Consider the following 26089-nt stretch of genomic DNA (forward strand, 5'->3'; position numbering starts at 1 on the left):
CGCTGTTGAGTTCTCAAGGAACGGACACTTCCTTCGGACCGCCTTCCAGCGGGCCCTCCGGGCGCTTCGTTCTTTCGTGTTTCCAGCTTACCAGATGTTTTCCGCTCCGTTTCCGGCGCTTCGTTCATCCAACTCGCTGGCGTCTTCTCGGGCTTGACGCCCTGTCCGACGTTTCAAACTCTAGCCGATCCCCGCCCCGAAAGGCGAATCCGGCCGCAATCCATATAAACAGGCACACCGAATAAGGCATGAGCCGTGCCTGCCGTCGAAATGACAAAGCACAACCCAGCCCGAACCGGGAAGTGATGTTTCAAGGGATTGGCCGCTCCGGGACCGTCCGCGTAGACACGTGTCCGGTGCTCCCAGCCGAGCGACTAGAGAACACTACGCCGCCGGGCCGGGCGATGCAAACAGCCGCCGGCCGGACCCCGGGGAGAGGGGTCCGGCCGGCGGCGGCAGTGCGGCGGGGGCTCAGCTGTTGGTCGGGAACCCGAGGTTGATGCCGCCGTGCGAGGGGTCCAGCCAGCGCTGGGTGACGGCCTTGCCGCGGGTGAAGAACTGCACGCCGTCCGGACCGTACGCGTGGGCGTCGCCGAAGAGCGAGGACTTCCAGCCGCCGAAGGAGTAGTAGGCGACCGGCACCGGGATCGGCACGTTGATGCCGACCATGCCGACCTCCACCTCGTACTGGAAGCGCCGGGCCGCACCGCCGTCGTTGGTGAAGATGGCGGTGCCGTTGCCGTAGGGGTTGGCGTTGATGAGCGCCACGCCCTCCTCGTAGGAGGAGACCCGCACGACCGACAGCACCGGGCCGAAGATCTCGTCGTTGTAGACGGACATGCCGGGCTTGACGTGGTCGAACAGGGTGGGGCCGAGCCAGAAGCCGTCCGAGGTCGGCGCGCCGTTGCGGTCCTCGGCGGTGATCGGGTGCTTGCGGCCGTCGACCGCGAGCTCGGCGCCGTCGGCGACACCGGACTCGACGTAGGAGGTGACCTTGTCCCGGTGCTGGCCGGTGACCAGCGGGCCCATCTCGGAGTCGCCGTTGCAGCCCGGGCCGACCTTCAGGTTGGCGATCCGCTGCTTGATCTTGTCGACCAGCTCGTCGCCGATCGGGTCGACGGCGACCAGCACCGAGATGGCCATGCAGCGCTCGCCGGCCGCGCCGAAGCCGGCGTTGATGGCCGCGTCGGCGCTGAGGTCCAGGTCGGCGTCCGGCAGGACGAGCATGTGGTTCTTGGCGCCGCCGAGCGCCTGCACGCGCTTGCCATAGCGGGTGCCGGTCTCGTAGACGTAGCGGGCGATCGGGGTGGAGCCGACGAAGCTGACCGACTTGATGTCGGGGTGCTCCAGCAGGCGGTCGACGGAGACCTTGTCACCGTGCACGACGTTGAACACGCCGTCCGGCAGCCCGGCCTCCTTCCACAGCTCGGCCAGGAAGTTGGCGGCGGACGGGTCCTTCTCGGACGGCTTCAGGACGACGGTGTTGCCGGCCGCGATCGCGATCGGGAAGAACCACATCGGCACCATCGCCGGGAAGTTGAACGGCGAGATGACGGCCACCGGGCCGAGCGGCTGGCGGATCGAGTAGACGTCGATGCCGGTGGACGCCTGCTCGGTGAAGCCGCCCTTGACGAGCTGCGGGATGCCGCAGGCGTACTCGACGACCTCCAGGCCACGGGCGATCTCGCCGAGCGCGTCGGAGTGCACCTTGCCGTGCTCGGCGACGATGATCGCGGCCAGCTCGTCCCGGCGGGCGTTGAGCAGCTCGCGGAAGTTGAAGAGCACCGTGGTGCGCTTGGCGATCGAGGCGTTGCGCCACTCGACGAAGGCCGAGGCGGCGGCGGCCACCGCCTGGTCGACCTCGTCGATCCCGGCGAAGTCGACGTGACCCGAGACCTGGCCGGTGGCCGGGTCGAAGAGGTCACCGCGGCGGGGTGCGGCGCCGGCGGTGGCGACCGGCCGGCCACCGATCCAGTGAATGATGTGCTTGCTCATGGTCCGTCTGCCTCCGAAGTCCCGGGCGGCGTCCTGCCGCCGGTCCCTTGTGTGGCGCCGCCCGCGAGAGGGCCGGGCGACGGGATCACGGGGCTACCGCGCTCATCACCAGTCTGCTGGCCGTCACCGCCCGCCTCAACGAACAGGCTGACGGGGATCCGGGATTCAGCCTTACAGGTCGTCGGCCGTATCGGCCGGACGGGCGAAGCTCAGGCCCCACCGGACCCCGTCGCCCCGTCCGCCTCCTCCCGGGCACCGGCCGACCGCGCTCCCGCCGCGTCCTCGACCGGTGCCGCCTCGCCGGTGTCCTTCCTGAGCCCCCGGTCCTCCCGGTTTCCCCGGTCCCCCAGGGCCTCGACGTCCTACTCGACCTCCGGGTCCTCCTGGGCCTCGACGGCCTCCAGGTACGGATCGTGCAATCCGTCCGCGGCCTCCTGGGTCTCCAGCAGGTCGAGGCGGAGGTCCTGCGACCACGCCAGCGCCCACCGCTTCAGCCCGGCCACCGCACCGCCCGCCGCTCCCCGGGCCCGGAACCGTCCGTCGGCGGCGTCGGCCAGCGTCTCCAGCCGGTCGGCGAGGACGGCGGGCTGGAAGTCCGCGTCCAGCGCGGTGGCCAGCGCGAGCAGCTCCCCCTCCCGGTACCAGGCGGTCAGGGCGTGCACGTCGAGCAGGTCCCGGGGCAGGCCCCGGTCGGCGAGCAGCGCGGTGGCGAGTCCGGCCGCGTCCTCCAGGGCGACGACGGTCATCGTCAGCGGGGGCTCGCCGGCCGCCGGCGCGCCGAGGTCGAGGCGGACCGGGCGGTGGCCCAGTGGCTCCTTGCGCAGCTCCACCGTGTGCGACCGCCCGCCGAGCGTCAGCCGGACGGACAGCTGTTCCAGGCGTGGGGTGCCCGGGCGCTCGGCCACCCCGCCGCCCGCCGCCCGGTAGGCGGCGGCCAGCTCGGCGGCGGCCTGCGGCAGATCGGTGCCGCCGTCGGCCACCAGGGTCAGCCCGTCCTGGGCGCAGGCCGGCACCCCGTGGGCGCGCAGCGCGTGCCCACCGGCGAGCGCGAGCCCGAGCCGGTCGCAGACGGGCCGGGCCGGCTCGGCGAGCCGCAACTGCGACCGGCCGGGGCGGAGGAAGGGGTCGACGGCGTCCGGGGCGGTGGTCATCCTCCCAGTCTGGCGCGGCCGCCCGGGCCGTGCGCCGGGCCGCGTCCGGTCGGCCGCCCCGGCTCCGGCGCCGCGGCGGCGTCACCAGTCGCTGAGCCGGGCGGCGGCCTCGTGCAGGGCGAGTTCCAGCACGACCGGGTCGTTGAGCCGCCCGGAGCCGTCCGGCGGGACGAGCCAGCGCACGCCGCGGTTGCGCCGTTCGGGGTGCGGTACGACGATCCAGGTGCCTTCGCCGGCGCACCGGACGCCCGTCCCGACCCAGCGCGCGGCCGTGCCGACGGGGACGAGGAAGCCGACGCTCTCGCCGGCGGAGTCGCCGAGGACCGGCCCGCAGGATCGGGAGTCGAGGATGTCGATGACGGGACGGCCGAGCCGGCCGGGTACCGAGAGGACGTCCCAGCGCCGGCCGGCCGGCAGCAGCATCAGGCCCAGGCCGCTGCGTTCCCACTGTTCCCGGAAGGCGTCCGGGTCCGGCGCCGCCTGGGCGAGCCAGTGCAGTCCGGTGCTCTCCATGTCCTGTCCCCGTTTCTCAGCGCGCTGCTGATCGTGGCGCGGCGGGAAACCGAGACCCGCCGTCACCAACGAGAGGCGGACGGCGGGTCTCTCTTACACGGATAGCGCGATCACCTCGCCGAACGGATGGATCGGCTCGGATCAGCTCGGCTCGGATCAGCTCGGCTCGGCTCGGCTCGCCGGATCCTCCGCGCCGATCACCGGATCAGCCGGTGATCGGCGCGAAAGGCCGTCGGGGCGGCCGCTCAGCTGTCGAAGCCCAGCCCCATCCGGTCGAGGGTGCGCAGCCAGAGGTTGCGGTGCCCACCGGTCCGGTCGGCGCGCTCCAGCGAGCGGGTGGTGAGCTCGATGCCGGCCCAGCGCACCGGCTCGGGCGGGAACGGCAGCGGCTTGGAGCGGACCATCTCCAGCGAGGTGCGCTCGGTGCGCTCCCCGGCCAGCAGGTCGAGCATCACCTCGGCGCCGAACCGGGTGGCGCCCACCCCCAGGCCGGTGTACCCGGCGGCGTAGGCGACCCGGCCGCGGTGGGCGGTGTCGAAGAACGCCGAGAACCGGCTGCAGGTGTCGATCGCGCCGCCCCAGGCGTGGGTGAAGCGCAGCCCCTCCAGCTGCGGGAAGCAGCGGAAGAAGTTGTGCGCCAGGGTTCGGAAGGTCTCCGGCCGCTGGTCGTACTCGTGCCGGACGTGTCCGCCGTAGTGGTAGACGGCGTCGTAGCCGCCCCAGAGGATGCGGTTGTCGGCGGAGAGCCGGAAGTAGTGGAACTTGTTGGCGCTGTCGCCGAGCCCCTGTCGCGCCTTCCAGCCGATCGCGGCGAGCTGCTCGGCGCTGAGCGGCTCGGTCATCAGCGCGTAGTCGTACACCGGGACGACGAACGGGCGGACCCGCTTGACCAGCGACGGGAAGACGTTGGTGCCGAGCGCGACCCGGCGGGCGAAGACCCGTCCGTACGGGGTGCGGACGGCCATGCCGCCGCCGTGCTCCCTGAGGTCCGTCGCCCGGGTGTGCTCGAAGATCCGCACGCCCTGGGAGAGGCAGGCGTCCTTGAGGCCCCAGGCGAGTTTGGCGGGGTGGACCATCGCCACGCCCTCCTTGTCCCAGAGCCCGCCGAGGAAGGTCGGCGAGTCGACCTCGGCCCGCAGCTCGTCGCGGTCGAGCACGGTGATGTCGAGTCCGTACTCGGCGACCGCCTCGGCGACCTCCTGCAGCTCGGCGAGCTGGTGGGGCTGGGTGGCGACGTCGATCTCGCCGGTGCGCTCCCACTCGGCGTCGATCCCGTAGCGCGCGATGGTCGCCTCGATGCCGTCCAGGTTGGCCGCGCCGAGGCGTTCGAGCTGGGCGAGTTCGGCGGGCCAGCGCTGCAGCCCGTTGCCGAAACCGTGGGTCAGGCTGGCCGCGCAGAATCCGCCGTTGCGCCCGGACGCGGCCCACCCCACCTCGTTGCCCTCGACCAGGACGACGTCCAGGGAGGGGTCGCGCTCCTTGGCGACGAGGGCGGTCCAGAGGCCGGAGTATCCGCCGCCGACGACCAGCAGGTCGCAGGTGGTGTCGCCGACGAGGGCGGGCAGCGCCGCCGGCCGGCCCGGGTCCTCCAGCCAGAAGGGGGTGGGCCTGGCGTCACTGAGCGCGCGGGCGGAGTCCATGCATTATCAGCCACTTTCTGCACATCGATGATGGTTGTCGGCCGCTCCCGACGCTACGTCGGGGGCGCCGGCGGTGCCGGTCAGGCGGTGGCCTTCCGGCGGTTCCCGAGCCACTGACCGGCGACGGTCAGCACCACCGCGGCGATGAACATCGCGGTGCCGATGACGTTCACCTGCACCGGGATGCCGCGCTGCGAGGCGCCCCAGACGAACATCGGGAAGGTGACCGTGGTCGGGCCCGAGTTGAACTGGGTGATGATGAAGTCGTCGAAGGAGAGCGCGAAGCTGAGCAGCGCGCCGGCGGCGATGCCGGGGGCGACCAGCGGCAGGGTGACCCGCAGGAAGGTCTGGGTCGGGGTCGCGTAGAGGTCCTGGGCGGCCTGTTCGAGCCTCGGGTCCATGCTCATCACCCGCGCCTTGACCGCCGTCACCACGAAGCTCAGGCAGAACATGATGTGCGCGATCAGGATCGTGGTGAAGCCGAACGGGATCCGCATGTTGAGGAAGAGCGTGCCGAGCGAGGCGGCCATCACCACCTCCGGCATGGCCATCGGCAGGAAGATCATCGCGGTGGTGGCGGAGCGGCCGCGGAAGCGGTAGCGGGCCAGCGCGAAGGCGACCATGGTGCCGAGCACGGTGGCGCCGACGGTCGCGAGCACCGCGACCTCCAGGCTCAGCGACAGCGACTGGCACATGTCGGCCACACCGCAGGGATCGGTCCAGGCGTCGGTGGAGAACTCGGACCACTCGTAGTTGAACTTGCCGACCGGCTTGTTGAACGAGAAGGCCAGGACCACCAGGTTGGGCAGCACCAGGTAGGCCAGGGCCAGCAGGCCGGCCAGTACCACCAGGTGGGCCCGGATCCACTTGATCACTCGGGACATCAGACCAGTTCCTCCGTCCCGGCCTTGCGCATGTAGACCGTCACCATCCCCAGGATCAGGGCCATCAGGATGAAGCTCAGCGCTGCCGCGGTGGGGTAGTCGAGCACGTTGAGGAACTGCTTCTGGATGCCGTTGCCGACCATCTGCTCGCTCGGCGAGCCCAGCAGCTGGGCGTTGATGTAGTCGCCGGAGGCCGGGATGAAGGTGAGCAGCGTGCCCGCGACCACGCCGGGCAGCGAGATCGGGAAGGTCACCTTGCGGAAGGTCGTGAACGGGCGGGCGTACAGGTCTCCGGCCGCCTCGTGCAGGCGCGGGTCGATCCGCTCCAGCGAGGTGTAGAGCGGCAGGATCATGAACGGGAGGAAGTTGTAGGTCAGGCCGCACACCACCGCGAGCGGCGTGGCCAGCACCCGGTCACCGGAGGTGAGGCCGACGGCGCTGGTCAGGTCCAGGACGTGCAGCGCGTTGAGCGCGCCGACCACCGGGCCGCCGTCCGAGAGGATCGTCTTCCAGGCCAGCGTGCGGATCAGGAAGCTGGTGAAGAACGGCGCGATCACCAGGATCAGGATGACGTTGCGCCAGCGCTTGCTCGCCTTGAAGGCGATCGTGTAGGCGAGCGGGTAGCCGATGGCCAGGCAGAACAGCGTGGCGGTGGCCGCGTAGCCGAACGAGCGGACGAAGTGCCAGCGGTACTCGACCAGGGCGTCCCAGTAGGTGGCGACGTGCCAGGTGACCTTGAAGCCGCTCTCCAGCGAGCCGGTCTGCAGCGAGGTGGAGGCCTGGTAGACCATCGGCACCGCGAAGAAGACGACCAGCCAGGCTATGCCCGGCAGCAGCAGCCAGTACGGGGTGAGCTTTCGCCTGGGCCGCGCGGCCGGTCCGGGCAGCGGGCCGCCGTCGGGGGGTACGGCCTGCGGCGGCGCCACGGCGGTGGTGGTGGTCATGCCGCCTCCTCCCCGGTGCCCGCGTCGATCGCCTGGGCGGCGTCCAGGGCGAAGGAGTGCGCCGGGTTCCAGTGCAGGACGACCGGAGCACCGGGGACGATCCGGGTGTCGCGCTCCATGTTCTGCTCGAAGACGGTCACCTCCTGGCCGCCGTCGGTGCGCACCAGGTACTGGGTGGAGACGCCGATGAAACTGGAGTCGACCACGGTGCCGCCCAGCCGGTTGCGGCCGGCGGCGACCTCGGCGGAGGAGTGCTCGATGGTGATCTTCTCCGGCCGGACGCCGAGGTGGACCTTCCTCGCGTCGGCGGCGCACCGGGCCTTCGGCACGGAGAGCCGGGCGCCGGCGGCGCTGAGCAGGAGGTCGCCGCCCTGCTGCCCGGTCACGTCGGCGGGCAGCAGGTTGGACTGGCCGAGGAAGTTGGCCACGAAGGTGGTGGCGGGGTTCTCGTAGAGCTCGGCGGGGGCGCCGAGCTGCTCGACCCGGCCGCCGTTCATCACCGCGATGGTGTCGGCCATCGTCATGGCCTCCTCCTGGTCGTGGGTGACGTGGACGAAGGTGATGCCGACCTCGGTCTGGATCCGCTTGAGCTCCAGCTGCATCTGGCGGCGGAGCTTGAGGTCGAGGGCGCCGAGCGGTTCGTCGAGGAGGAGCACCTGGGGGTGGTTGATCAGGGCGCGGGCGACGGCGACGCGCTGCTGCTGGCCGCCGGAGAGCTGGTGCGGCTTGCGGCGGGCGTACTGGCCGAGCTCCACCAGCTCCAGCATGTCGTCGACCTGCTTCTTGACGTCCTTCTTGCCGCGCCGGCGCAGGCCGAAGGCGACGTTCTCGAAGATGTCGAGGTGCGGGAAGAGAGCGTAGCTCTGGAAGACGGTGTTCACCGGGCGCTTGTACGGGGGCAGGGCGGTGACGTCCTGGCCGCCGATCAGGACGGTGCCGCTGGTGGGCTCCTCCAGCCCGGCGATCATGCGCAGGGTGGTGGTCTTGCCGCAGCCGGAGGCGCCGAGCAGGGCGAAGAAGGAGCCCTGCGGGACGGTCAGGTCGAGCGGGTGGACGGCGGTGAAGGCGCCGTAGGTCTTGCCGATGCCGGTGAGGCGGACGTCGCCACCGGTGGCCGCGGAGCGCAGCTGCTCTGTCATGGGTGGTGTCTCTCTGGTTCTCTGCCGTCAGGGGGTCAGGCGCCGATGAGCTTGGAGAACTTCTCCTCGAAGGAGCTCTCCTCGGCCTCGGTCAGGCTGCGGAACACGTGCGCCTTCGCCGCCATCTCGGGGGTGGGGACGACCAGCGGGTTGGCCGCGGTGTCCGGGGCGATGGCCGCGAGCTCCTTCTCCATCCCGGTGACGGCGGAGACGTAGCCGATGCCCGCGGCCAGCTGCGCCGCGATCTTGGGCTGATAGTAGAAGTCGATCAACTTCTCGGCGTTGGCCTTGTGCCGGGCCTTGGCCGGGACGAGCATGTTGTCGGTCCCGTAGACGAAGCCCTGCTCCGGGACGACGAACTCGATGTCCGGGTTGTCGGCGCGGAGTTGGATCAGGTCACCGCCCCAGGCGACGCAGGCCGCGATGTCCCCGGAGGAGAGCTCCTGGCCGTAGTCGTTGCCGGTGAAGCGGCGGATCTGCTTGCCGTCCACCGCCTTCTGCAGCCGGGCGATCGCCGCGTCGTAGTCGTCGGCGGTGAACTTCGCCGGGTCCTTGCCCATGTCCAGCAGGGTCATCCCGACGCTGTCGCGCATCTCGGAGAGGAAGGTGACCCGGCCCTTGAGGTCCTGGTCCTCCAGCAGCTGGGCGACGCTGGTGACCTCCTTGCCCCTGGTCGCCTTCCGGTTGTACGCGATCACGACCTGGATGCCGGCCCACGGGTAGGAGTAGAGCCGGCCCGGGTCCCAGTCGGGGGCGCGGAAGCGGGAGTCCACGTTGGTGATCGCGGTGGTGACGTTGGCCGGGGTGAGCTTCTGCGCCCAGCCGAGCCGGATCAGCCGGGCGGCCATCCAGTCGGTGAGCACCATCAGGTCGCGGCCGGTGTCCTGGCCGGCCGCGAGCTGTGGCTTGACCTTGCCGAAGAACTCGACGTTGTCGTTGATGTCCTCGGCGTACTTGACCCTGATCCCGGTGGCCGCGGTGAAGGCCTCCAGCGAGCCGTGCTTCTCCTGGTCGTTCTCGTCGGTGTCGATGTAGAGCGGCCAGTTGGAGAAGCTCACCTCCCGCTCGCCCTCCGACAGGTCGGGGGCGGCGTTCGCGGTGGAGTCCCCGGTGCCGGCGGTGCCCGCCGCCGGGATGCCGCAGGCGGCCAGCGTGCCCGCACCGGCGGTGAGGGCGGCGGCGCGCAGCAGGGTCCGCCTGCCGACGGCGGCCCGGCCACTGGTCAGACTGCGTTCCCAGGCCCTGCGGACCGGTTCGGGCAGACCGTCGGTGAGCTCGTTGAACACCATGGAACGGGCCTCCTGGGGGGAGAGGTCGGGTCGGGGCGGTGGGGGAACGCCCCTGGGAGGGGTTATCTGTCTCCGAAGACGGTGCGGTGCCAGTCCTTGCGGGCCACCGCCGTGGTGTCGAACATGACGTGCTTGACCTGCGTGTACTCGTCCAGCGAGTACTGCGACATGTCCTTGCCGTAACCGGAGGACTTGTAGCCGCCGTGCGGCATCTCGCTGATGATCGGGATGTGGTCGTTGACCCAGACGCAGCCCGCCGCGATCTCCCGGGTGGCGCGCAGCGAACGGTGCACGTTGCTCGTCCACGCCGAGGCGGCCAGGCCGTACGGGGTGTCGTTGGCCAGCCGCAGCCCCTCGTCGTCGCCGTCGAAGGGCAGCACGACCAGGACCGGGCCGAAGATCTCGCCCTGGACGATCTCGCTGTCCTGCGCCGCGTCGGTGACGAGGGTCGGCAGGTAGTAGGCGCCGCGGGTGAGGTCGGTGCCGTCGTGGCCCTTCTCGGGGGCGTGTCCGCCGGTGACGACGGTGGCGCCGTAGCCGCGGGCCCGCTCGACGAAGCCGGCCACCCGGTCGCGGTGGGTGTGGGAGACCAGCGGGCCGAGGTCGGTCCGCTGGTCCAGCGGGTCGCCGAGCCGGATCGTGCGGTAGAGGTCGGCGACGCCCGCCACGAAGGCGTCGTAGAGCGGCCGCTGCACGTACGCGCGGGTGGCGGCGGTGCAGTCCTGGCCGCTGTTGATCAGCGAGGCGGCGACCGCTCCGTGCACGGCGGCGTCCAGGTCGGCGTCGTCGAAGACCACGAACGGGGCCTTGCCGCCCAGCTCCAGGTGGGTGCGCTTGACGGTCGCGGTGGCGAGTTCGGCGACCCGTCGGCCGACCGGGGTGGAGCCGGTGAAGGAGACCATCGCGACGTCCGGGTGCGCGACCAGGCGCTCGCCGGCGGTGCGCCCGGCGCCGGTGACCACGTTGACCACGCCGTCCGGGATGCCGGCCGCGGTGCAGGCCCGGGCGAACATCACCGAGGTCAGCGGGGTCAGCTCGGCCGGCTTGAGGACGATGGTGTTGCCCGCCGCGATCGCCGGGAGGATCTTCCAGGCGGCCATCTGGAGCGGGTAGTTCCACGGCGAGATCGAGCCGACCACGCCGATCGGCTCGCGCCGCACGTACGAGGTGTGGTCCCCCGAGTACTCGCCGGCCGCCTTGCCCTCCAGGTTGCGGGCGGCGCCCGCGAAGAAGGCGGCGTTGTCGATCGTGCCGGGGACGTCGAACTCGGTGGAGAGCTTGACCGGCTTGCCGGTCTGCGCGGACTCCACCCGGGCGAGGTCGGCGCCGGCCTCGGTGAGCACGGCGGCGAGCCTGGTCAGCGCCTCCGAGCGGGCGCCCGGGGTGGCGCCGGCCCACTCGGGCAGCGCGGCGCGGGCGGCGGCCACGGCGGCGTCGACCTGCTCGGCGGAGGCGAGGGAGATCTGCTCGACCACGCTGCCGTCCGCCGGGTTGACGACCTGGAAGGGCTCGCCGCTCCCCCGGCTCTGCCGGCCGGCGATGTACTGCGCGCCCGCGCCGAAGTCGGTCAGGTCCATCTGTTCCTCCAAGTGCCGGTGGTTCGACTGCCCGCAAGGCGAAAGACCGCCTGATCCGCCATGGTGCAGGTGCCGGCGGGCGGGGGACCGCACCGGCGTCGTACGACTGGTCGAGTCGCCGCGTCCTCGGTGCGGGGGAAACCGGTCCGGTCGGTCACCGGGATGCGCGATCCTGACAGCCGGGCGTGACCCCGGCAAGGGATTCCGGTGTTGCTTTCCGGTCACGCGACGGATTCCCGCGGTTGTGTCGTCTTTCGCCACAGCCGACCCGCTGACCATGCCCGGTGCCGCAGGGGCGTGACAAGGGTCACCCCGGAAAGCTAGCCGCGCAGGGCCTTACAGGGTGCAAGGGTTCCGTCAGGGCGACAGTTCGTCGCCGCGCGCGATGATTTACCTGACACTCTGAACCCTGGAGGCCCGCGATGCTCCCCACCGTCGCCCGTGTGCTCGACCTGGAGGTGATGCGGCGCGGCCTCCCCCAGGTCGTCGCCGGCACCGACCACCTGGAGCGCCCGGTCCGCTGGGTCCACGTCAGCGAACTGCCCGACGTCGCCGGGGTGCTCCAGGGCGGCGAGCTGGTGCTGACCACCGGCATCGCGCTGCCCGAGGACCGCGAGGGACTGGCCCGGTACGTGCGCGAGCTGGACGAGGTCGGCGTGGCCGGCCTGGTCATCGAGTTCGGCCGGCGCTACTTCGACTCGCTGCCCCGCGCCCTGGTGCACGCCGCCGAGCAGCGCGGTCTCCCGCTGATCGCGCTCCGCCGCGAGCTGCGCTTCGTCGCCGTCACCGAGGCCGTGCACGCCCTGGTGGTGAACGCCCAGCTGGAGCAGCTGCGCACCTCGGAGGCGGTCCACCAGGTCTTCAACGAGCTGGTGGTGGAGGGCGCCGAGCCGGCCGAGGTGGTCCGTCAGGTGGCCCGGATGGCGGGCGGGCCGGTGGTGCTGGAGAACCTCGCCCACCAGGTGCTGGCGCACGACACCGCCGGCCGGCCCGAGACCGAGCTGCTGGAGGACTGGGAACGCCGCTCGCGCGGGGTCCGCCCGCCCGGCCGTACCGGTCACGACCCGCGCAGCGGCTGGCTGGTCACCACGGTCGGCGCCCGCGGCCAGGACTGGGGCCGGCTCGTCCTGGTCGCCGACCCGGGGCCGCTGCCCGAGGGCACCGCGCACCCGCACACCATGCTGCTGGAGCGCGGCGCCTCCGCGCTCGCCCTCAACCGGTTGGTGGTGCGCGACCGCGAGAGCCTGGAGCGGCAGACCCACCGCACGCTGCTCTCCGGCATCCTCACCCATGCCCTGACCGTCTCCGAGGTGGCGCTGCGCGCCCAGGCCCTCGGCGTGCCGCTGGAGGGCCGCCGGCTGGTCGGGGTGGTCCTGCGGCAGCGGCGCGGACCGATCCCGGCCGCCCTGGAGGCCCAGGCCAGGCTGCGGGACTTCACCGAGCTGGCGGCCACCGCGATCCGGAGCTGCCGGCTCTCCGCGCTCGTCGGCGCGCTGGACGACGAGGGCGTCGGCGTGCTGATCGCCCTCGCCGCCCAGCAGGACGAGCACGCCGCGCTGGACGCCTTCGCCGCGGCGCTGCGCCGGCTGACGGCGGAGGCCGACCGGGAGGCCGCCCCCGCGCCGGCGCCGGTGGTCGCCGCCGGCTCCTCGGTCGGCTCGGTGCGCGACGCCCGGCGCACCCTGCTGGAGGCCACCCAGGTCGCCGACGCCGCACTGCACGACGCCCCCGGCGGCCGGGCGGCCGCGTACTACCGGCTGCCCGACGTCCGGCTCCGCGGCCTGCTGCACCTGCTGCGCGACGACGCCCGGCTGCAGACCTACGTCGAGCGCGAGCTGGGCCCGCTGCTCGCCTACGACGCCGAGCACAACGCCCAGTTGGTGCAGATGCTGCGGATCTACCTGGAGCAGGGCCGGAACAAGTCGGCGGCGGCCGACGCCGCGCACCTGTCCCGGCCGTCCTTCTACGACCGGCTGCACAAGGTCGAACGGATCCTCGGCGTCGACCTCGACCAGGTGGAGTCCTGCCTCTCGCTGCACGTCGCGCTGCTCGGGCTGGACGCGGTGCGCCGCTGAGCCGCGGCCCCCTCGGCCGGCCCCCTGCGGCTAGACCCCGGTGATGCGGCCCCAGACCTTGTGCAGGCCTGGACGCTCGGCCGAGGTGACGTCGCGCATGGTGTGCAGCCGTGCCCGCATCTCGTCGGTCGGGAACAGCAGCGGGTGCTCCGCCAGCTCGGCCTTCTCCTTGTCCCCGCTGTCCGCCAGCACCTCGCGGGCGGCCGGCACCGGGCAGATGTACTGCACGGCGGCGGCCAGCTCGGCGGCCACCTCGGGTCGGTAGTAGTGGTCGATGAGCAGCTCGGCGTTGGTCTTGTGGTCGGCCCGGTTGGGTATCAGCAGGCTCTCCGCCCAGAGCTCGCCGCCCTCCTCGGGCACCACGAAGGCGATGTCCGGGTTCTCGGCGGTGAGCTGGACGGCGTCACCGGAGTAGGCCTGGCAGGCCAGCGCCGCCCCCGAGGCCAGGTCGCTGGTGTAGTCGTTGCCGGTGAAGCGGCGGATGTGCCGGCCGTCGACCATCTTCTGGACCAGGTCCATCGCCCGGTGCGCGTCGTCCTCGGTGAAGGCCCCGATGTCGGCGCCGTACCCGAGCATCAGCAGGCCGAGCGCCTCGTCCAGCCCGGCGAACAGGGTGACCCGGCCCTTGAGGTCGGGGGCCCAGAGGTCGGCGGTCGACCTGATTTCGCGGCCCAGCTCCTTGCGGTTGTAGGCGATGCCGGTGATCCCGGACTGCCACGGCACGCTGCGCCGGCGCCCGGGGTCGAAGGCCGGGTTCGCCAGCTGCGGATCGAGCTGGGCGGTGACGTTGGGCAGGTTGGCGCGGTCCATCGCCTGTACCCAGCCGAGCGAGACGTACCGCCCGGCCATCCAGTCGCTGACCACCATGAGATCCCGGCCGGGGTCGCTGCCCTGGGTGAGGACCGGGCCGATCTTCCCGAAGAACTCGTCGTTGTCGTTGATGTCCTCGGTGTAGGTGACCTTGATCCCGGTCCGCTCGGTGAAGGCGTCCAGGGTCGGCCGGTTGCCGTCGTCGTCGACGTCGATGTACTGCGTCCAGTTGGAGAACGCCAGCCGCTTCTCGCTCCCCGAACGGTCGGGCGCGGAGCGGTGGTCCTCGGCCACGTAGGCGGACGGGATGCCGCAGCCGGTCAGGGCGCCGGCGCCGATCAGCCCGGCGGTGCCGAGCACGCCGCGGCGGGTGAGGGTGGTGCGGGACAAGGTGGGCCTCCGGGGCGTGGGACGGCCCCGGGCGCACGCGGGCACCCGGGGCCGTCCTGTCGGGTCTGATACGTCGTCGGGCCACGTGCACGCCGGACTGTGTGCTGGTCGGACTGCCTACTGGTCGGACGGTCCGCCGGTCAGACGGTGTGCTCGTCGGTCAGCGACAACACCTCGTCGAGCACGGCGAGACCGGCCTTGGCCTCCTCCTCCGTGACGGTGCACGGCGGGACGACGTGGAAGCGGTTCATGTTGACGAACGGCCAGAGCCCGCGCTTCTTGCAGGCGGCGGCCAGCTCGGCCATCAGCGCGTTGGCGGGGCCGGCCGCGTTGTACGGCACCAGCGGCTCGCGGGTGGCGCGGTCCTTGACCAGGTCCAGCGCCCAGAACACGCCGAGGCCGCGGACCTCGCCGATCGAGGGGTGCCGCTCGGCCAGCTCGCGCAGACCGGGGCCGATCACGTCCTCGCCGATCCGTGCGGCGTTCTCGACGATGCCCTCCTCCGCCATCGTGTTGATGGTGGCGACGGCCGAGGCGCAGGCCAGCGGGTGGCCCGAGTAGGTGAGCCCGCCGGGGAACGGCCGCTCGGCGAAGGTCGCGGCGATCTCCGCGCTGATCGCCACCCCGCCGAGCGGGACGTACCCGGAGTTGACGCCCTTGGCGAAGGTCAGCAGGTCCGGGGTGACGCCCCAGTGGTCGGCGGCGAACCAGGCGCCGGTGCGGCCGAAGCCGGCCATCACCTCGTCCAGGATGAGGACGATGCCGTAGCGGTCGCAGATCTCGCGCACCCCGGCCAGGTAGCCCGGCGGCGGGATCAGGATGCCGGCGGTGCCGACCACGGTCTCCAGGATGATCGCCGCGACCGTGCCCGGGCCCTCGAACGCGATCACCTGCTCCAGGTGCTCCAGCGCGCGCTCGCACTCCTGCGCCTCGTTCTCGGCGTGGAAGTTGGAGCGGTAGGCGTACGGGCCCCAGAAGTGCACGACACCGGAGACGCCGGTCTCGTTGGCCCAGCGGCGCGGGTCGCCGGTGAGGGCGATCGCGTTGGCGGTGGCGCCGTGGTACGAGCGGTAGGTCGCCATGACCTTCTGCCGCCCGGTGTGCAGCCGGGCCAGCCGGATGGCGTTCTCGTTGGCCTCGGCGCCGCCGTTGGTGAAGAAGATCTTGTCGAGGTCCCCGGGGGTGCGCTCGGCGATCAGCCGGGCGGCCTCGCTGCGCGACTCGACGGCGAAGCCGGGGGCGATGGTGCAGAGCTTCGCGGCCTGCTCCTGGATCGCGGCGACCACCTTCGGGTGCTGGTGCCCGATGTTGGTGTTCACCAGCTGCGAGGAGAAGTCGAGGTAGCGGTTGCCGTCGTAGTCCCAGAAGTACGAGCCCTCGGCGCCGGCCACCGCGAGGGGGTCGATCAGCGCCTGGGCGGACCACGAGTGGAAGACGTGCGCGCGGTCGGCGGCCTTGACGGCCTGGCCGGCAGCTGAGTCAGCGGTGGGGATGCTCATGCGGCAAGGCTAGGGAGTCGCGGTGCCGAAGTGCAGGTTCATCCTGTCAGGCGGTCACCCGAACGGCCGACAGGATGGCAAGGCGAAGGGCCCGGGTCGTTCCCGACCCGGGCCCTCCGCCAGACCCGTGACCGCGACTGGATCGCAGCGAACCGACCAGATCGCAGTCACACCCCGCCCGACGGTCACGACCTGCTAGATCGCGGTCATACTCCGCCCGACGGTCACGACCTGCTAGATCGCAGTCATACCCCGCCCAACGGTCACGACCTGCTAGATCGCAGTCATGACGTGCTTCACCCGGGTGTAGTCCTCGAACCCGTAGGAGGAGAGGTCCTTGCCGTAGCCCGACTTCTTGAAGCCGCCGTGCGGCATCTCGGCGACCAGCGGGATGTGGGTGTTGATCCAGACGCAGCCGAAGTCCAGGCGGCGAGACATCCGCATGGCGCGGGCGTGGTCCTTGGTCCAGACCGAGGAGGCCAGCGCGTACTCGACGCCGTTGGCGTAGCCGACCGCCTGGTCCTCGTCGGAGAACTTCTGCACGGTGATGACCGGGCCGAAGACCTCGTTCTGGATGATCTCGTCGTCCTGGTTCAGCCCGGAGACGACGGTCGGGGCGTAGAAGTAGCCCTTGTCGCCGACCCGGTGGCCGCCGGCCTCGACCTTGGCGTGCGTCGGCAGGCGGTCGATGAAGCCGGTGACCTGCTTCAGCTGGTTGGCGTTGTTCAGCGGGCCGTACAGCACGTCCTCGTCGTCCACGCCACCGGTCTTGGTCTCGGCCGCGGCCTTGGCCAGCGCCTCGACGAAGGCGTCGTGGATCGACTCGTGCACCAGCACGCGGGTGGCGGCCGTACAGTCCTGGCCGGCGTTGAAGAAGCCGGCGACCGAGATGCCCTCGACGGCCTCGGCGATGTCCGCGTCCTCGAAGACCACGACCGGGGCCTTGCCGCCCAGCTCCAGGTGGACGCGCTTGACGTCCTTGGCCGCCGACTCGGCGACCGAGATGCCGGCGCGCACCGAGCCGGTGATGGAGGCCATCGCCGGGGTGGGGTGCTCGACCATGGCCTGGCCGGTCTCGCGGTCGCCGCAGATCACATTGAAGACGCCGGCCGGTAGCTCCATGTCCTTGAGGATGCCGCCGATGATCTCGGCCAGCAGCACGGTGGAGGCCGGGGTGGTGTCCGACGGCTTCAGCACCACGGTGTTGCCCGCGGCGATGGCCGGGGCGAACTTCCAGACGGCCATCATCATCGGGTAGTTCCACGGCGCGACCTGGGCGCAGACGCCGACCGGCTCGCGGCGGACGATCGAGGTCATCCCGTCCATGTACTCGCCCGCGGCCTTGCCCTCCAGCAGGCGGGCGGCGCCGGCGAAGAAGCGGATCTGGTCCACCATCGGGCCGATCTCCTCGGAGAGGGTCAGCGCGCGGGGCTTGCCGGTGTTGCGGACCTCGGCGTCCACGATCTCGTCGGCACGGGACTCGACCGCGTCGGCGATCTTGAGGAGCAGCTTCTGGCGGGTGCTCGGGGTGGCGTCGCGCCAGACCGGGAAAGCGGCGTCGGCGGAGGCCATCGCGGCGTCGACATCGGCGGCGCCGGACAGCGGGGACGTCGCGTAGACCTCGCCGGTGGTGGGGTCCACGATGTCGAGCGTGCGGCCGTCCGCCGCATCGACGAACTCACCGTTGATGTAGTTGCGCAGCGTGCGAAGGTCGCTCACGGGTCTCTCCTCGGTCTGGGCCTGCGGCATTGCAGATTCCGGCGCCATGGTACGTCGGCGGATCCGCCGGGCGAAGGGCGCCGAGTGGCCGCGCCGGGCGCGGCGCGGTCCACTGTCGGGGGAACGCGCGCTGCGCTGCGAAGCCGCGCGCGTACCGGACCAGGGTAGCCGTACGACAGCCGGTATCGACAGGACAACTTCGACACGGCAATGAAATCCGTACATGATTTCCAAGATCACGACGAAATCAGCAGATCCCGCGCTTGCGAACAGAGGGCCGATCAGGCACAGTGGCGGCGTGGCCAACCGCGACCGGAACGCCAGCGTTCCCCTCGACGCCGCCTCCAAGGCGATCATCGAGCAGCTCCAGGAGGACGGGCGCCGCCCGTACGCCGCCATCGGCAAGGCCGTCGGCCTATCCGAGGCAGCCGTACGGCAACGCGTCCAGAAGCTGCTCGACCAAGGCGTGATGCAGATCGTCGCCGTCACGGACCCGCTCACCGTCGGCTTCACCCGCCAGGCGATGGTCGGGATCCGGGTCGAGGGCGACATCGAGCCCGTCGCCGACGCGTTGGCCGCCCTCGACGAGGTCGACTACGTCGTCTGCACCGCAGGCTCGTTCGATCTCCTGGCCGAGCTGGTCTGCGAGGACGACGAGCACCTGCTCGAAATGATCAACAAGCGCATCCGCGCGCTTCCCGGCGTGCGGAGCACCGAGAGCTTCGTTTACCTGAAGCTCCGGAAACAGACCTACACCTGGGGCACCCGATGACAGCCGACCCGGCGCAGAAGGACCTTTCCAAGACCGCCTACGACCACCTGTGGATGCACTTCACCCGCATGTCGTCGTACGAGAACTCCCCCGTGCCGACGATCGCCAGGGGCGAGGGCACCTACATCTGGGACGACAAGGGCCGGAAGTACATCGACGGCCTCTCCGGCCTGTTCGTGGTGCAGGCCGGCCACGGCCGCGTCGAGCTCGCCGAGGCCGCTGCCAAGCAGGCCAAGGAGCTCGCCTTCTTCCCGGTGTGGAGCTACGCCCACCCGAAGGCCGTCGAGCTGGCCGAGCGCCTGGCCAACTACGCCCCGGGCGACCTGAACAAGGTGTTCTTCTCCACCGGTGGCGGCGAGGCCGTCGAGACCGCGTGGAAGCTGGCCAAGCAGTACTTCAAGCTGACCGGCAAGCCCACCAAGTACAAGGTCATCTCGCGTGCGGTCGCCTACCACGGCACCCCGCAGGGCGCCCTGTCGATCACCGGCCTGCCGGGCCTGAAGGCCCCGTTCGAGCCGCTGGTGCCGGGCACCCACAAGGCCCCGAACACCAACATCTACCGTGCCCCGGCCTTCCTCGAAGGCCCGGACGGCACCGTCGACCCCGAGGCCTACGGCCGCTGGTGCGCCGACGAGATCGAGGTGGCGATCCTCAACGAGGGCGCCGAGACCGTCGCCGCCGTCTTCGTCGAGCCGGTGCAGAACGCCGGTGGCTGCTTCCCGCCGCCGCCCGGGTACTTCCAGCGCCTGCGCGAGATCTGCGACCGCCACGACGTGCTGCTGGTCTCGGACGAGGTCATCTGCGCCTTCGGCCGCCTGGGCACCATGTTCGGCGCCGACAAGTTCGGCTACCAGCCCGACATGATCACCTGCGCCAAGGGCATGACCTCGGGCTACTCCCCGATCGGCGCCACGATCATCTCGGACCGCCTGGCCGAGCCGTTCTACAAGGGTGACAACACCTTCCTGCACGGCTACACCTTCGGTGGCCACCCGGTCTCCTCCGCGGTGGCGCTCGCCAACCTCGACATCTTCGAGCGCGAGGGCCTGAACCAGCACGTGCTGGACAACGAGGCGAACTTCCTCGGCACCCTGAACAAGCTGCGCGACCTGCCGATCGTCGGCGACGTCCGCGGCAACGGGTACTTCTACGGCATCGAGCTCGTGAAGGACAAGGTCACCAAGGAGTCGTTCAACGACGACGAGGTCGAGCGCGTGCTCTACGGCTTCCTGTCGAAGGCGCTCTTCGACAACGGCCTGTACTGCCGCGCCGACGACCGTGGCGACCCGGTCGTCCAGCTGGCCCCGCCGCTGATCTCCGACCAGTCGACCTTCGACGAGATCGAGCAGATCCTGCGGACCAGCCTCACCGACGCGTGGGCCAAGATCTGACGACCTGATCTTCCTTCCCCACCCTCCGCCGCAGGGCGGTCCCGCTCCCCGCGGGACCGCCCTGCGGCGTTTCCCGGACGATCTCTCGGACCAAACACGCCTGTTTCCGGGTGATTTGCCCCTGATGGGCCAGTGCGCCGCCACCGCGCCGGGCCCCGGTCGTTCTAATCTGACGACTGTCATATCCCTGCGGCCACCCAGGATGGAACCTCATGTCAGCGGCCCCGCCTGACAACGACGTGCTGTGGGCCCGGGGGATCGTCAAGTCCCATCACGGCACCCCCGCCCTGCGCGGCATCTCGCTCGGCGTCCGGGACGGCGAGGTGCTGGCGGTCACCGGCCCGCGCGGCTCCGGCAAGAGCACCCTGCTCGGCTGTCTCTCCGCCCTCATCCCGGTCGACGAGGGGGAGGTCTGGTTCAACAGCGCCCCCGTCCACACCCTCGGCCGGGCCGGCCGCGAACGGCTGCGCCGCGACCGCTTCGGCTTCGTCGGCTCCGAACCGCACCTGGTGCCCGAGCTGACCGCCCGGGAGAACGTCGCCCTGCCCCTGCTGCTGGCCGGCGCCGGCAACAAGGCCGCGTACACCGCCGCCACCGAGTGGCTGGAGCGGCTCGACATCGGCGACATCGCCCGGCTGCGGCCCGACCGGCTGATCCAGAGCCAGCGCCAGCGGATCGCCGTCGCCCGCGCGCTCGCCCCGCTGCCCCCGGTCGTCTTCGCCGACGACCCGACCGCGCCGCTGCACCGCGAGGCCGCCGACCAGATCCTGCGGATACTGACCAGCGCGGCCCGCTCGCACCAGCTCACCCTCGTCCTGGCCACCCACGACCCCGAGCTCGTCCGGTACGCGGACCGCGCCGTCGCACTCGTCGACGGACGGCTGGCCGCCCCCGCCGCCCCCGTCCCGCGCGGCACCCCCGGACCGGCCGGAATCGCCGGAACCGCCGGAACCGCCGCCGCGCCGGGAGCCACCGGAGCGTCCACCGTGTCGGCCACGCGCCGATGACGCCGCCCCGCCGCTGAAAGAGTCGACGTGTTCTATCTCCGTCTGGCCCGGGGCTACCGGGTGCCCGACCTCGGCCGCTGGCTGCTCACCGCGCTGGCCGGCGCGGTCGTCGCCGCGTTCCTGCTGCGCGCCCTCGGCCGGGCGATGAGCGACCCGGCGGGCGGCGCCGACGCCGTCGCCCGGCTGCTCTGGTGCCTGCCCCCACTCGCCGCGGTCGCCTGGTTCGCCGCCGTGGCCGCCCGCGCGGTACCGGCCCGGCGCCCCGAACGGATCACCGGCCTCACCGCGGCAGGCGCCGGCTCCGCCCGGATCCGGACCCTGATCGCCGGCGAGATCGCGCTCGCCTGCACCCTCGGCTCCGCGCTGACCCTGCTGCTCTTCCTGGTCCTGCGCAACGACATCGCCGGGCCCTCGCTCGCCCCCGAGGTCGGCATGGGCCTTCCGCTACCGGCCGCCGCGCCCGTCACGCTGATCGCCCTGGTCCCGCTCACCGCGGGGATCGCGGCGGCCGCCGCGGTGCCGATCGCCGAGACCCTGCCCGGCAGGCGGCAGCCCGTACCGACCGGCTTCGGCCCCCTGCGGATCGCCCTGCCGGTCGGACTGGCCGTGATCGGCCTCGCCCTGGAACTCATCGCGCTGCGTCCCGGCGCCGCCGCCGACGGCCGCCCGATCCACCTGCCGGCCGGGCTCGGCTCCACCAGCACCGCCGCGCTGGGCGGCTGGGCGGCGAGCGCCGTCGGGCTCGCCCTGCTCACCGGCCCGCTGCTGTCCTGGACCGGAACGCTGCTGGCCGTCGGCCGGCCGACCCCGCTGCGGCTGCTCGCCGGACGGGGGCTGACCGCGCAGGCCCGCCGGCTCGGCCCGCCGCTGGCCGTGCTCACCCTGGCGGTCGCGGTGGTGCTCACCACCATCCGCTACTGGATCGGGGTGCCCGGCAGCGCCGACACCCTGCCCGCCGTCGAGGCCTGTCTGGTGCTGGGCTGCGCGGTGGCCGCCGTGGTGTCCCGGCTGGCCGAGCTCCGCACCGCCCGCCGGGACGTCGCCGACGCCTTGCTGCGAATCGGCACCCCGCCCCGGTTGCTGTTCGGTGCGGTGGCTCTGCGGACCCTCGCGGTCGGCACCGTGCTGCTGGTCACCGGCGGGCTGACCGCCGCGCTGGCGGCCGCCGGTCTGCGCTGAACCGGCGCGCGCACCGGGCCGGCGGGCCCGGCGGGGCCGGCCCGGTGTCTCAGCCCGCCGCGGCGAGCTGGCCGCAGGCGCCGTCGATCTCCTGGCCGCGGGTGTCACGGACGGTGGTGGGCACGCCGTGCGCCTGCAGCCGCCGGACGAACTCGCGCTCGTCCTCGGGCCGGGAGGCCGTCCACTTGGAACCCGGCGTCGGGTTCAGCGGGATCAGGTTGACGTGCACCCGGTGGTTCTTGATCAGCCGGCCGAGCAGGTCCGCCCGCCACGCCTGGTCGTTGATGTCCTTGATCAGCGCGTACTCGATGGAGATCCGGCGACCCGACTTCTCCGCGTAGTTCCACGCCGCGTCCAGCACCTCGGCGACCTTCCACCGGGTGTTGACCGGCACCAGCTCGTCGCGCAGTTCGTCGTCCGGGGCGTGCAGCGACAGCGCGAGGCGGCAGGAGAGGCCCTCGTCCGCGAGGCGGTTCATCGCCGGCACCAGGCCCACGGTGGAGACGGTGATGCCGCGCTGGGAGAGGCCGAAGCCGTCCGGCGCAGGGTCGGTGAGCCGGCGGATCGAGGCCAGCACGCGGTTGTAGTTCGCCAGCGGCTCGCCCATGCCCATGAAGACCACGTTGGAGAGGCGGGCCTCACCGCCCGGGATCTCGCCCTCCTTGAGCGCGCGCATCCCGGCCGCGATCTGCTCGACGATCTCGGCGGTGGAGAGGTTGCGCGTCAGCCCGGCCTGGCCGGTCGCGCAGAACGGGCAGTTCATGCCGCAGCCCGCCTGCGAGCTGATGCACATGGTGACCCGGTCCGGGTAGCGCATCAGCACCGACTCGACGAGCGTGCCGTCGAACAGCTTCCAGAGCGTCTTGCGGGTGTTGTCGTCGTCGCACGACACGTGCCGGACCACCGACATCAGCTCGGGCAGCAGGCTCTCGGTGAGCTTCTCCCGGCTGGCGGCGGGGATGTCCGTCCAGCTCGCCGGGTCGTTCGACATCCGGCCGAAGTAGTGGTTCGAGAGCTGCTTGGCGCGGAACGGCTGCTCGCCCAGCTCGGCGACGGCCTCCTTGCGCTCGACGGGGCTCAGGTCGGCGAGGTGTCGCGGGGGCTTGGCGCCACGCGGCGCGACAAAGGTGAGTTCTCCGGGCTTAGGCATGGTTCATCCAGTGTCGCAGACGTTCGGACCTCGCCAGACGGCCGAGGGGCTCCGGACGCCAGGCGTCCGGAGCCCCTCGACGGCTCCCACCGTTCGGATCCGCCCGGCCGGCTCAGCTGCCGACGAAGGCCGCCAGCAGCAGCCAGACCACCGGGGCGGTCGGCAGGAGCGAGTCCAGCCGGTCCATGATGCCGCCGTGGCCGGGCAGCAGCGTGCCCATGTCCTTGATGCCGAGGTCACGCTTGATCATCGACTCGCCCAGGTCCCCCAGGGTCGCCACGACCGCCGCGCAGCCGCCCAGGATCAGGCCCTGCCACCAGCTGCCGCCGTCGATGATCAGCTCCATCAGCAGCGCGCCCGCCAGCATCGACAGGCCGATGCCGCCGGCCAGGCCCTCACGGGTCTTGCCCGGGCTGATCGTCGGGGCGAGCTTGTTCTTGCCGAACTTGTAGCCCACCGCGTAGGCGCCGGTGTCGCTGCAGACGGTGACGATCAGGAACAGCACGATCCGCTGCGGGCCGTCGTCCGCCGCCAGCATCATCGCCACGAAGGTGGCCAGGAACGGCACGTAGAACGCGGTGAAGATGCCCGCCGTTATGTCCCGCAGGTAGTTCTCCGGCGGTTCGGCCATCCGCCAGACCATCACCGCCAGGCCGGTCAGCGCCAGCGAGGCCGCCGCCCACTGGACGCCGGCCCAGTACCCGCTGGCGATCATCGCGATGCCGCCCGCGACCAGCGGGACCAGTGGCGCCTTGATCTGCTTGCGCTCGGCCAGCCGGCTGGTCAGCTCCCAGATCCCGACCGACACGGCCGCCATCACCACGAACAGGAACAGCGCCTTCACCACGAACAGCGAGGCGATGATCACCGCGCCGAGGCCGACGCCCACGCCTATCGCGGCCTGGAGGTTGCGACCGCCGCGCTGCTTGCGGGGCTGCGGCTGCGGAGCGGGCTGGGCCACGGGTGTCTCCTGCCCTGGGTGGGACAACGGCACAGGGTGGGGCTGCCCGGCCGCCGGGTGGCTCTGCGGCGGCGCGGAGTACGCCGGGACGCCCGGGTACGGCGGGCCGCCGCGGCCGGGAGCCGGGGCGGTCTCGTCGGTGATCGCGCGCAGCACGACCGTCTCCGCCGCGCCCGGCACCGCCGTCCGGGGCTGCTCGTCCCGGAACAGCGGTCCGCTCAGCCGACCGGCCTCCCGGGTCGGCCCCTCGACGGGGTCGGGCCCTGGGTCGGCCGGCACGGGGGGCATGACCTGAGTCTCCTCCGCGTCACCGCCCCAGTACACCGGAGGCTGCTGCGAGTGACCCGTTCGGTGGCCGGGGTCACCCGCAGCGCCCGGTGCGGCCGGCTGCGGCGCGTGCGCCGGCCGGTACGGGGGGTGCGGCTGGTACTGCTGGTGCTGCTGATCGGATGGGCCCCAGTAGCCAGGGGCGTCAGGGGCGTCGTTCATCAGACTTCGAGCAGCTCGGCTTCCTTGTGCTTCAGCAGCTCGTCGACGGCGGCCACGTACTTGGCCGTGGTGTCGTCGAGCTCCTTCTCGGCGCGACGGCCGTCGTCCTCGCCGATCTCGCCGTCCTTGACCAGCTTGTCGATGCCGTCCTTGGCCTTGCGGCGCACGGAACGGATCGAGACCTTCGCGTCCTCGCCCTTGCCGCGGGCGACCTTGATGTAGTCGCGGCGACGCTCCTCGGTGAGCTCGGGGAGCACCACCCGGATGATGGACCCGTCGTTGGACGGGTTGACGCCGAGGTCGGAGTCGCGGATCGCCTGCTCGATGGCCTTCAGCGCGGTCTTGTCGAACGGCGAGACGATGGCCATCCGCGGCTCCGGCACGGAGAACGAGGCCAGCTGGTTGATCGGCGTCACGGCGCCGTAGTACTCGGCCACGATCTTGGCGAACATCGCCGGGTGCGCACGGCCGGTCCGGATGGCGGCGAAGTCGTTCTTGGCGACCTCGACGGCCTTCTCCATCTTCTCCTCGGCCTCGAGGAGGGTCTCTTCGATCACTGTGTACTCCCTGTCCGGTTCATCTGCTGTTGTCCCGACCGGTGTCGGTGTCGAAGCCGGTCGCGGTGTGGCGGCCGCCGAACGCGGTGCCGGCGTAGCGACGCCGTCCCGTTCGGCTGATTGCTGCTCAGGCCCGGACAGAATCCTGGCTGATGAGTGTGCCGATCTTCTCACTCTTCACCGCACGCGCGATATTGCCCTCCGCCAGCAGCTCGAAGACGAGCATCGGGAGGTTGTTGTCCTTGCACAGCGTGATCGCGGTGAGGTCGGCGACCTTGAGGTCGCGCGCGATGACCTCGGAGTACTCCAGCGCGTCGAACTTGACCGCGTCCGGGTTGGTCCGGGGGTCGGAGTCGTAGACGCCGTCCACGCCGTTCTTGCCCATCAGCAGCACGTCCGCGTGGATCTCCAGCGCACGCTGGACGGCCGTGGTGTCGGTGGAGAAGTAGGGCATGCCCATACCGGCGCCGAAGATCACCACACGGCCCTTCTCCAGGTGCCGGACGGCGCGCAGCGGCAGGTACGGCTCGGCGACCTGGCCCATGGTGATCGCGGTCTGGACCCGGGTCTCGATGCCCTCCTTGACCAGGAAGTCCTGCAGCGCCAGGCAGTTCATCACGGTGCCGAGCATGCCCATGTAGTCGGAGCGGGCCCGGTCCATGCCGCGCACCTGGAGTTCGGCGCCGCGGAAGAAGTTGCCACCACCGATGACCACCGCGACCTCGGTACCGGCGCGGACGACCGTGGCGATCTCACGGGCGATCGCGTGCACGACGTCCGGGTCGACGCCGAGCCCGCCGCCACCGGCGAAAGCCTCACCGGACAGCTTCAGCAGCACCCGGCGGGGCGAGCCGGCCTGGGGGTCCTGCGCGGTCTCCTGCGTCTCCTGCATGGACTTCTCCTTCTACACCTACTGGTTCACAGGCGCGGGTGTGCGGATCCCCGACCTGCGCGTACA

The 26089-nt window shown here is 71.6% G+C and carries 21 protein-coding genes; 5 read left to right on the forward strand and 16 right to left on the reverse strand.

Annotated elements, in window-relative coordinates; all coding sequences use genetic code 11:
- Positions 1–471: 471 nt before the first annotated feature.
- The 9 genes from ABZ495_RS19795 to ABZ495_RS19835 all read right to left on the reverse strand — a co-directional run bounded on the left by ABZ495_RS19795 (position 472) and on the right by ABZ495_RS19835 (position 11132).
- Positions 472–1995, reverse strand: a complete 1524-nt coding sequence (locus tag ABZ495_RS19795; protein WP_329489800.1) for a CoA-acylating methylmalonate-semialdehyde dehydrogenase — start codon at positions 1993–1995, stop codon at positions 472–474.
- Positions 1996–2357: 362 nt separating this feature from the next.
- On the reverse strand, positions 2358–3146 hold the full coding sequence (locus ABZ495_RS19800; protein ID WP_359837181.1) for a hypothetical protein: 789 nt from the start codon (positions 3144–3146) through the stop codon (positions 2358–2360).
- An 81-nt stretch (positions 3147–3227) separates the two neighbouring features.
- On the reverse strand, positions 3228–3659 hold the full coding sequence (locus ABZ495_RS19805; RefSeq protein WP_359807829.1) for a hypothetical protein: 432 nt from the start codon (positions 3657–3659) through the stop codon (positions 3228–3230).
- A gap of 245 nt (positions 3660–3904) precedes the next feature.
- Positions 3905–5299 (reverse strand): FAD-dependent oxidoreductase, encoded by a 1395-nt coding sequence (locus tag ABZ495_RS19810; RefSeq protein ID WP_359837184.1) that lies wholly within the window; start codon positions 5297–5299, stop codon positions 3905–3907.
- 80 nt (positions 5300–5379) lie between these two features.
- On the reverse strand, positions 5380–6183 hold the full coding sequence (locus ABZ495_RS19815; RefSeq protein WP_329489796.1) for an ABC transporter permease: 804 nt from the start codon (positions 6181–6183) through the stop codon (positions 5380–5382).
- Positions 6183–7127: an ABC transporter permease gene (locus ABZ495_RS19820; RefSeq protein WP_352291681.1), complete on the reverse strand. Its 945-nt coding sequence runs from the start codon at positions 7125–7127 to the stop codon at positions 6183–6185. Before ABZ495_RS19820 ends, ABZ495_RS19815 begins: the two co-directional genes overlap by 1 nt.
- The gene (locus tag ABZ495_RS19825) at positions 7124–8266 is read right to left on the reverse strand and encodes an ABC transporter ATP-binding protein (RefSeq protein WP_359807830.1); all 1143 of its coding nucleotides are present in this window, start codon (positions 8264–8266) and stop codon (positions 7124–7126) included. The genes ABZ495_RS19820 and ABZ495_RS19825 overlap by 4 nt, the downstream gene beginning before the upstream one ends.
- Before the next feature lie 35 nt (positions 8267–8301).
- Positions 8302–9555: a spermidine/putrescine ABC transporter substrate-binding protein gene (locus ABZ495_RS19830; RefSeq protein WP_359807831.1), complete on the reverse strand. Its 1254-nt coding sequence runs from the start codon at positions 9553–9555 to the stop codon at positions 8302–8304.
- A 62-nt stretch (positions 9556–9617) separates the two neighbouring features.
- On the reverse strand, positions 9618–11132 hold the full coding sequence (locus ABZ495_RS19835) for a gamma-aminobutyraldehyde dehydrogenase (protein ID WP_359807832.1): 1515 nt from the start codon (positions 11130–11132) through the stop codon (positions 9618–9620).
- 422 nt (positions 11133–11554) lie between these two features.
- Here ABZ495_RS19835 and ABZ495_RS19840 point away from each other — a divergent pair, with 422 nt between their 5' ends.
- The gene (locus tag ABZ495_RS19840; RefSeq protein ID WP_329489791.1) at positions 11555–13207 is read left to right on the forward strand and encodes a PucR family transcriptional regulator; all 1653 of its coding nucleotides are present in this window, start codon (positions 11555–11557) and stop codon (positions 13205–13207) included.
- 30 nt (positions 13208–13237) lie between these two features.
- Here ABZ495_RS19840 and ABZ495_RS19845 read toward each other — a convergent pair whose 3' ends face one another.
- From ABZ495_RS19845 to ABZ495_RS19855, 3 genes are all read right to left on the reverse strand, one after another.
- The gene (locus ABZ495_RS19845) at positions 13238–14407 is read right to left on the reverse strand and encodes a spermidine/putrescine ABC transporter substrate-binding protein (protein WP_329489790.1); all 1170 of its coding nucleotides are present in this window, start codon (positions 14405–14407) and stop codon (positions 13238–13240) included.
- A gap of 140 nt (positions 14408–14547) precedes the next feature.
- The gene (locus ABZ495_RS19850; RefSeq protein ID WP_359837186.1) at positions 14548–15906 is read right to left on the reverse strand and encodes an aspartate aminotransferase family protein; all 1359 of its coding nucleotides are present in this window, start codon (positions 15904–15906) and stop codon (positions 14548–14550) included.
- A 273-nt stretch (positions 15907–16179) separates the two neighbouring features.
- A complete protein-coding gene (locus ABZ495_RS19855) occupies positions 16180–17655 on the reverse strand; it encodes a gamma-aminobutyraldehyde dehydrogenase (protein ID WP_352291673.1) in 1476 nt (491 codons plus the stop codon).
- A 268-nt stretch (positions 17656–17923) separates the two neighbouring features.
- On the opposite strand from ABZ495_RS19855, the gene ABZ495_RS19860 reads away from it, so the two are divergent.
- The 4 genes from ABZ495_RS19860 (at position 17924) to ABZ495_RS19875 (ending at position 21974) form a co-directional block, all read left to right on the forward strand.
- The gene (locus ABZ495_RS19860; RefSeq protein ID WP_030306695.1) at positions 17924–18397 is read left to right on the forward strand and encodes an Lrp/AsnC family transcriptional regulator; all 474 of its coding nucleotides are present in this window, start codon (positions 17924–17926) and stop codon (positions 18395–18397) included.
- Positions 18394–19788 carry an aspartate aminotransferase family protein gene (locus ABZ495_RS19865; RefSeq protein ID WP_329489787.1) on the forward strand — a complete coding sequence of 465 codons (1395 nt, stop codon included), beginning with the start codon at positions 18394–18396 and terminating at the stop codon, positions 19786–19788. Before ABZ495_RS19860 ends, ABZ495_RS19865 begins: the two co-directional genes overlap by 4 nt.
- A 212-nt stretch (positions 19789–20000) precedes the next feature.
- Positions 20001–20795: an ABC transporter ATP-binding protein gene (locus tag ABZ495_RS19870; RefSeq protein ID WP_359807836.1), complete on the forward strand. Its 795-nt coding sequence runs from the start codon at positions 20001–20003 to the stop codon at positions 20793–20795.
- Positions 20796–20822: 27 nt separating this feature from the next.
- The gene (locus ABZ495_RS19875; protein ID WP_352291669.1) at positions 20823–21974 is read left to right on the forward strand and encodes a hypothetical protein; all 1152 of its coding nucleotides are present in this window, start codon (positions 20823–20825) and stop codon (positions 21972–21974) included.
- A gap of 49 nt (positions 21975–22023) precedes the next feature.
- Here the strand turns inward: ABZ495_RS19875 and rlmN are convergent, their stop codons facing one another.
- The 4 genes from rlmN to pyrH form a co-directional block, all read right to left on the reverse strand.
- Entirely contained in the window at positions 22024–23124 is a 1101-nt protein-coding gene (gene rlmN, locus ABZ495_RS19880) for a 23S rRNA (adenine(2503)-C(2))-methyltransferase RlmN (RefSeq protein WP_329489784.1), read from the reverse strand.
- Between the two features lie 112 nt (positions 23125–23236).
- Positions 23237–24574 carry a phosphatidate cytidylyltransferase gene (locus ABZ495_RS19885; RefSeq protein WP_359837187.1) on the reverse strand — a complete coding sequence of 446 codons (1338 nt, stop codon included), beginning with the start codon at positions 24572–24574 and terminating at the stop codon, positions 23237–23239.
- Entirely contained in the window at positions 24574–25131 is a 558-nt protein-coding gene (gene frr, locus ABZ495_RS19890) for a ribosome recycling factor (RefSeq protein WP_329489782.1), read from the reverse strand. Before frr ends, ABZ495_RS19885 begins: the two co-directional genes overlap by 1 nt.
- A gap of 127 nt (positions 25132–25258) precedes the next feature.
- Positions 25259–26023: a UMP kinase gene (pyrH, locus tag ABZ495_RS19895; protein ID WP_329489781.1), complete on the reverse strand. Its 765-nt coding sequence runs from the start codon at positions 26021–26023 to the stop codon at positions 25259–25261.
- Between the last annotated feature and the right edge of the window lie 66 nt (positions 26024–26089).

The organism is Kitasatospora sp. NPDC005748 (assembly GCF_040630735.1).
In the GTDB taxonomy this organism is placed as follows: Bacteria; Actinomycetota; Actinomycetes; order Streptomycetales; family Streptomycetaceae; genus Kitasatospora.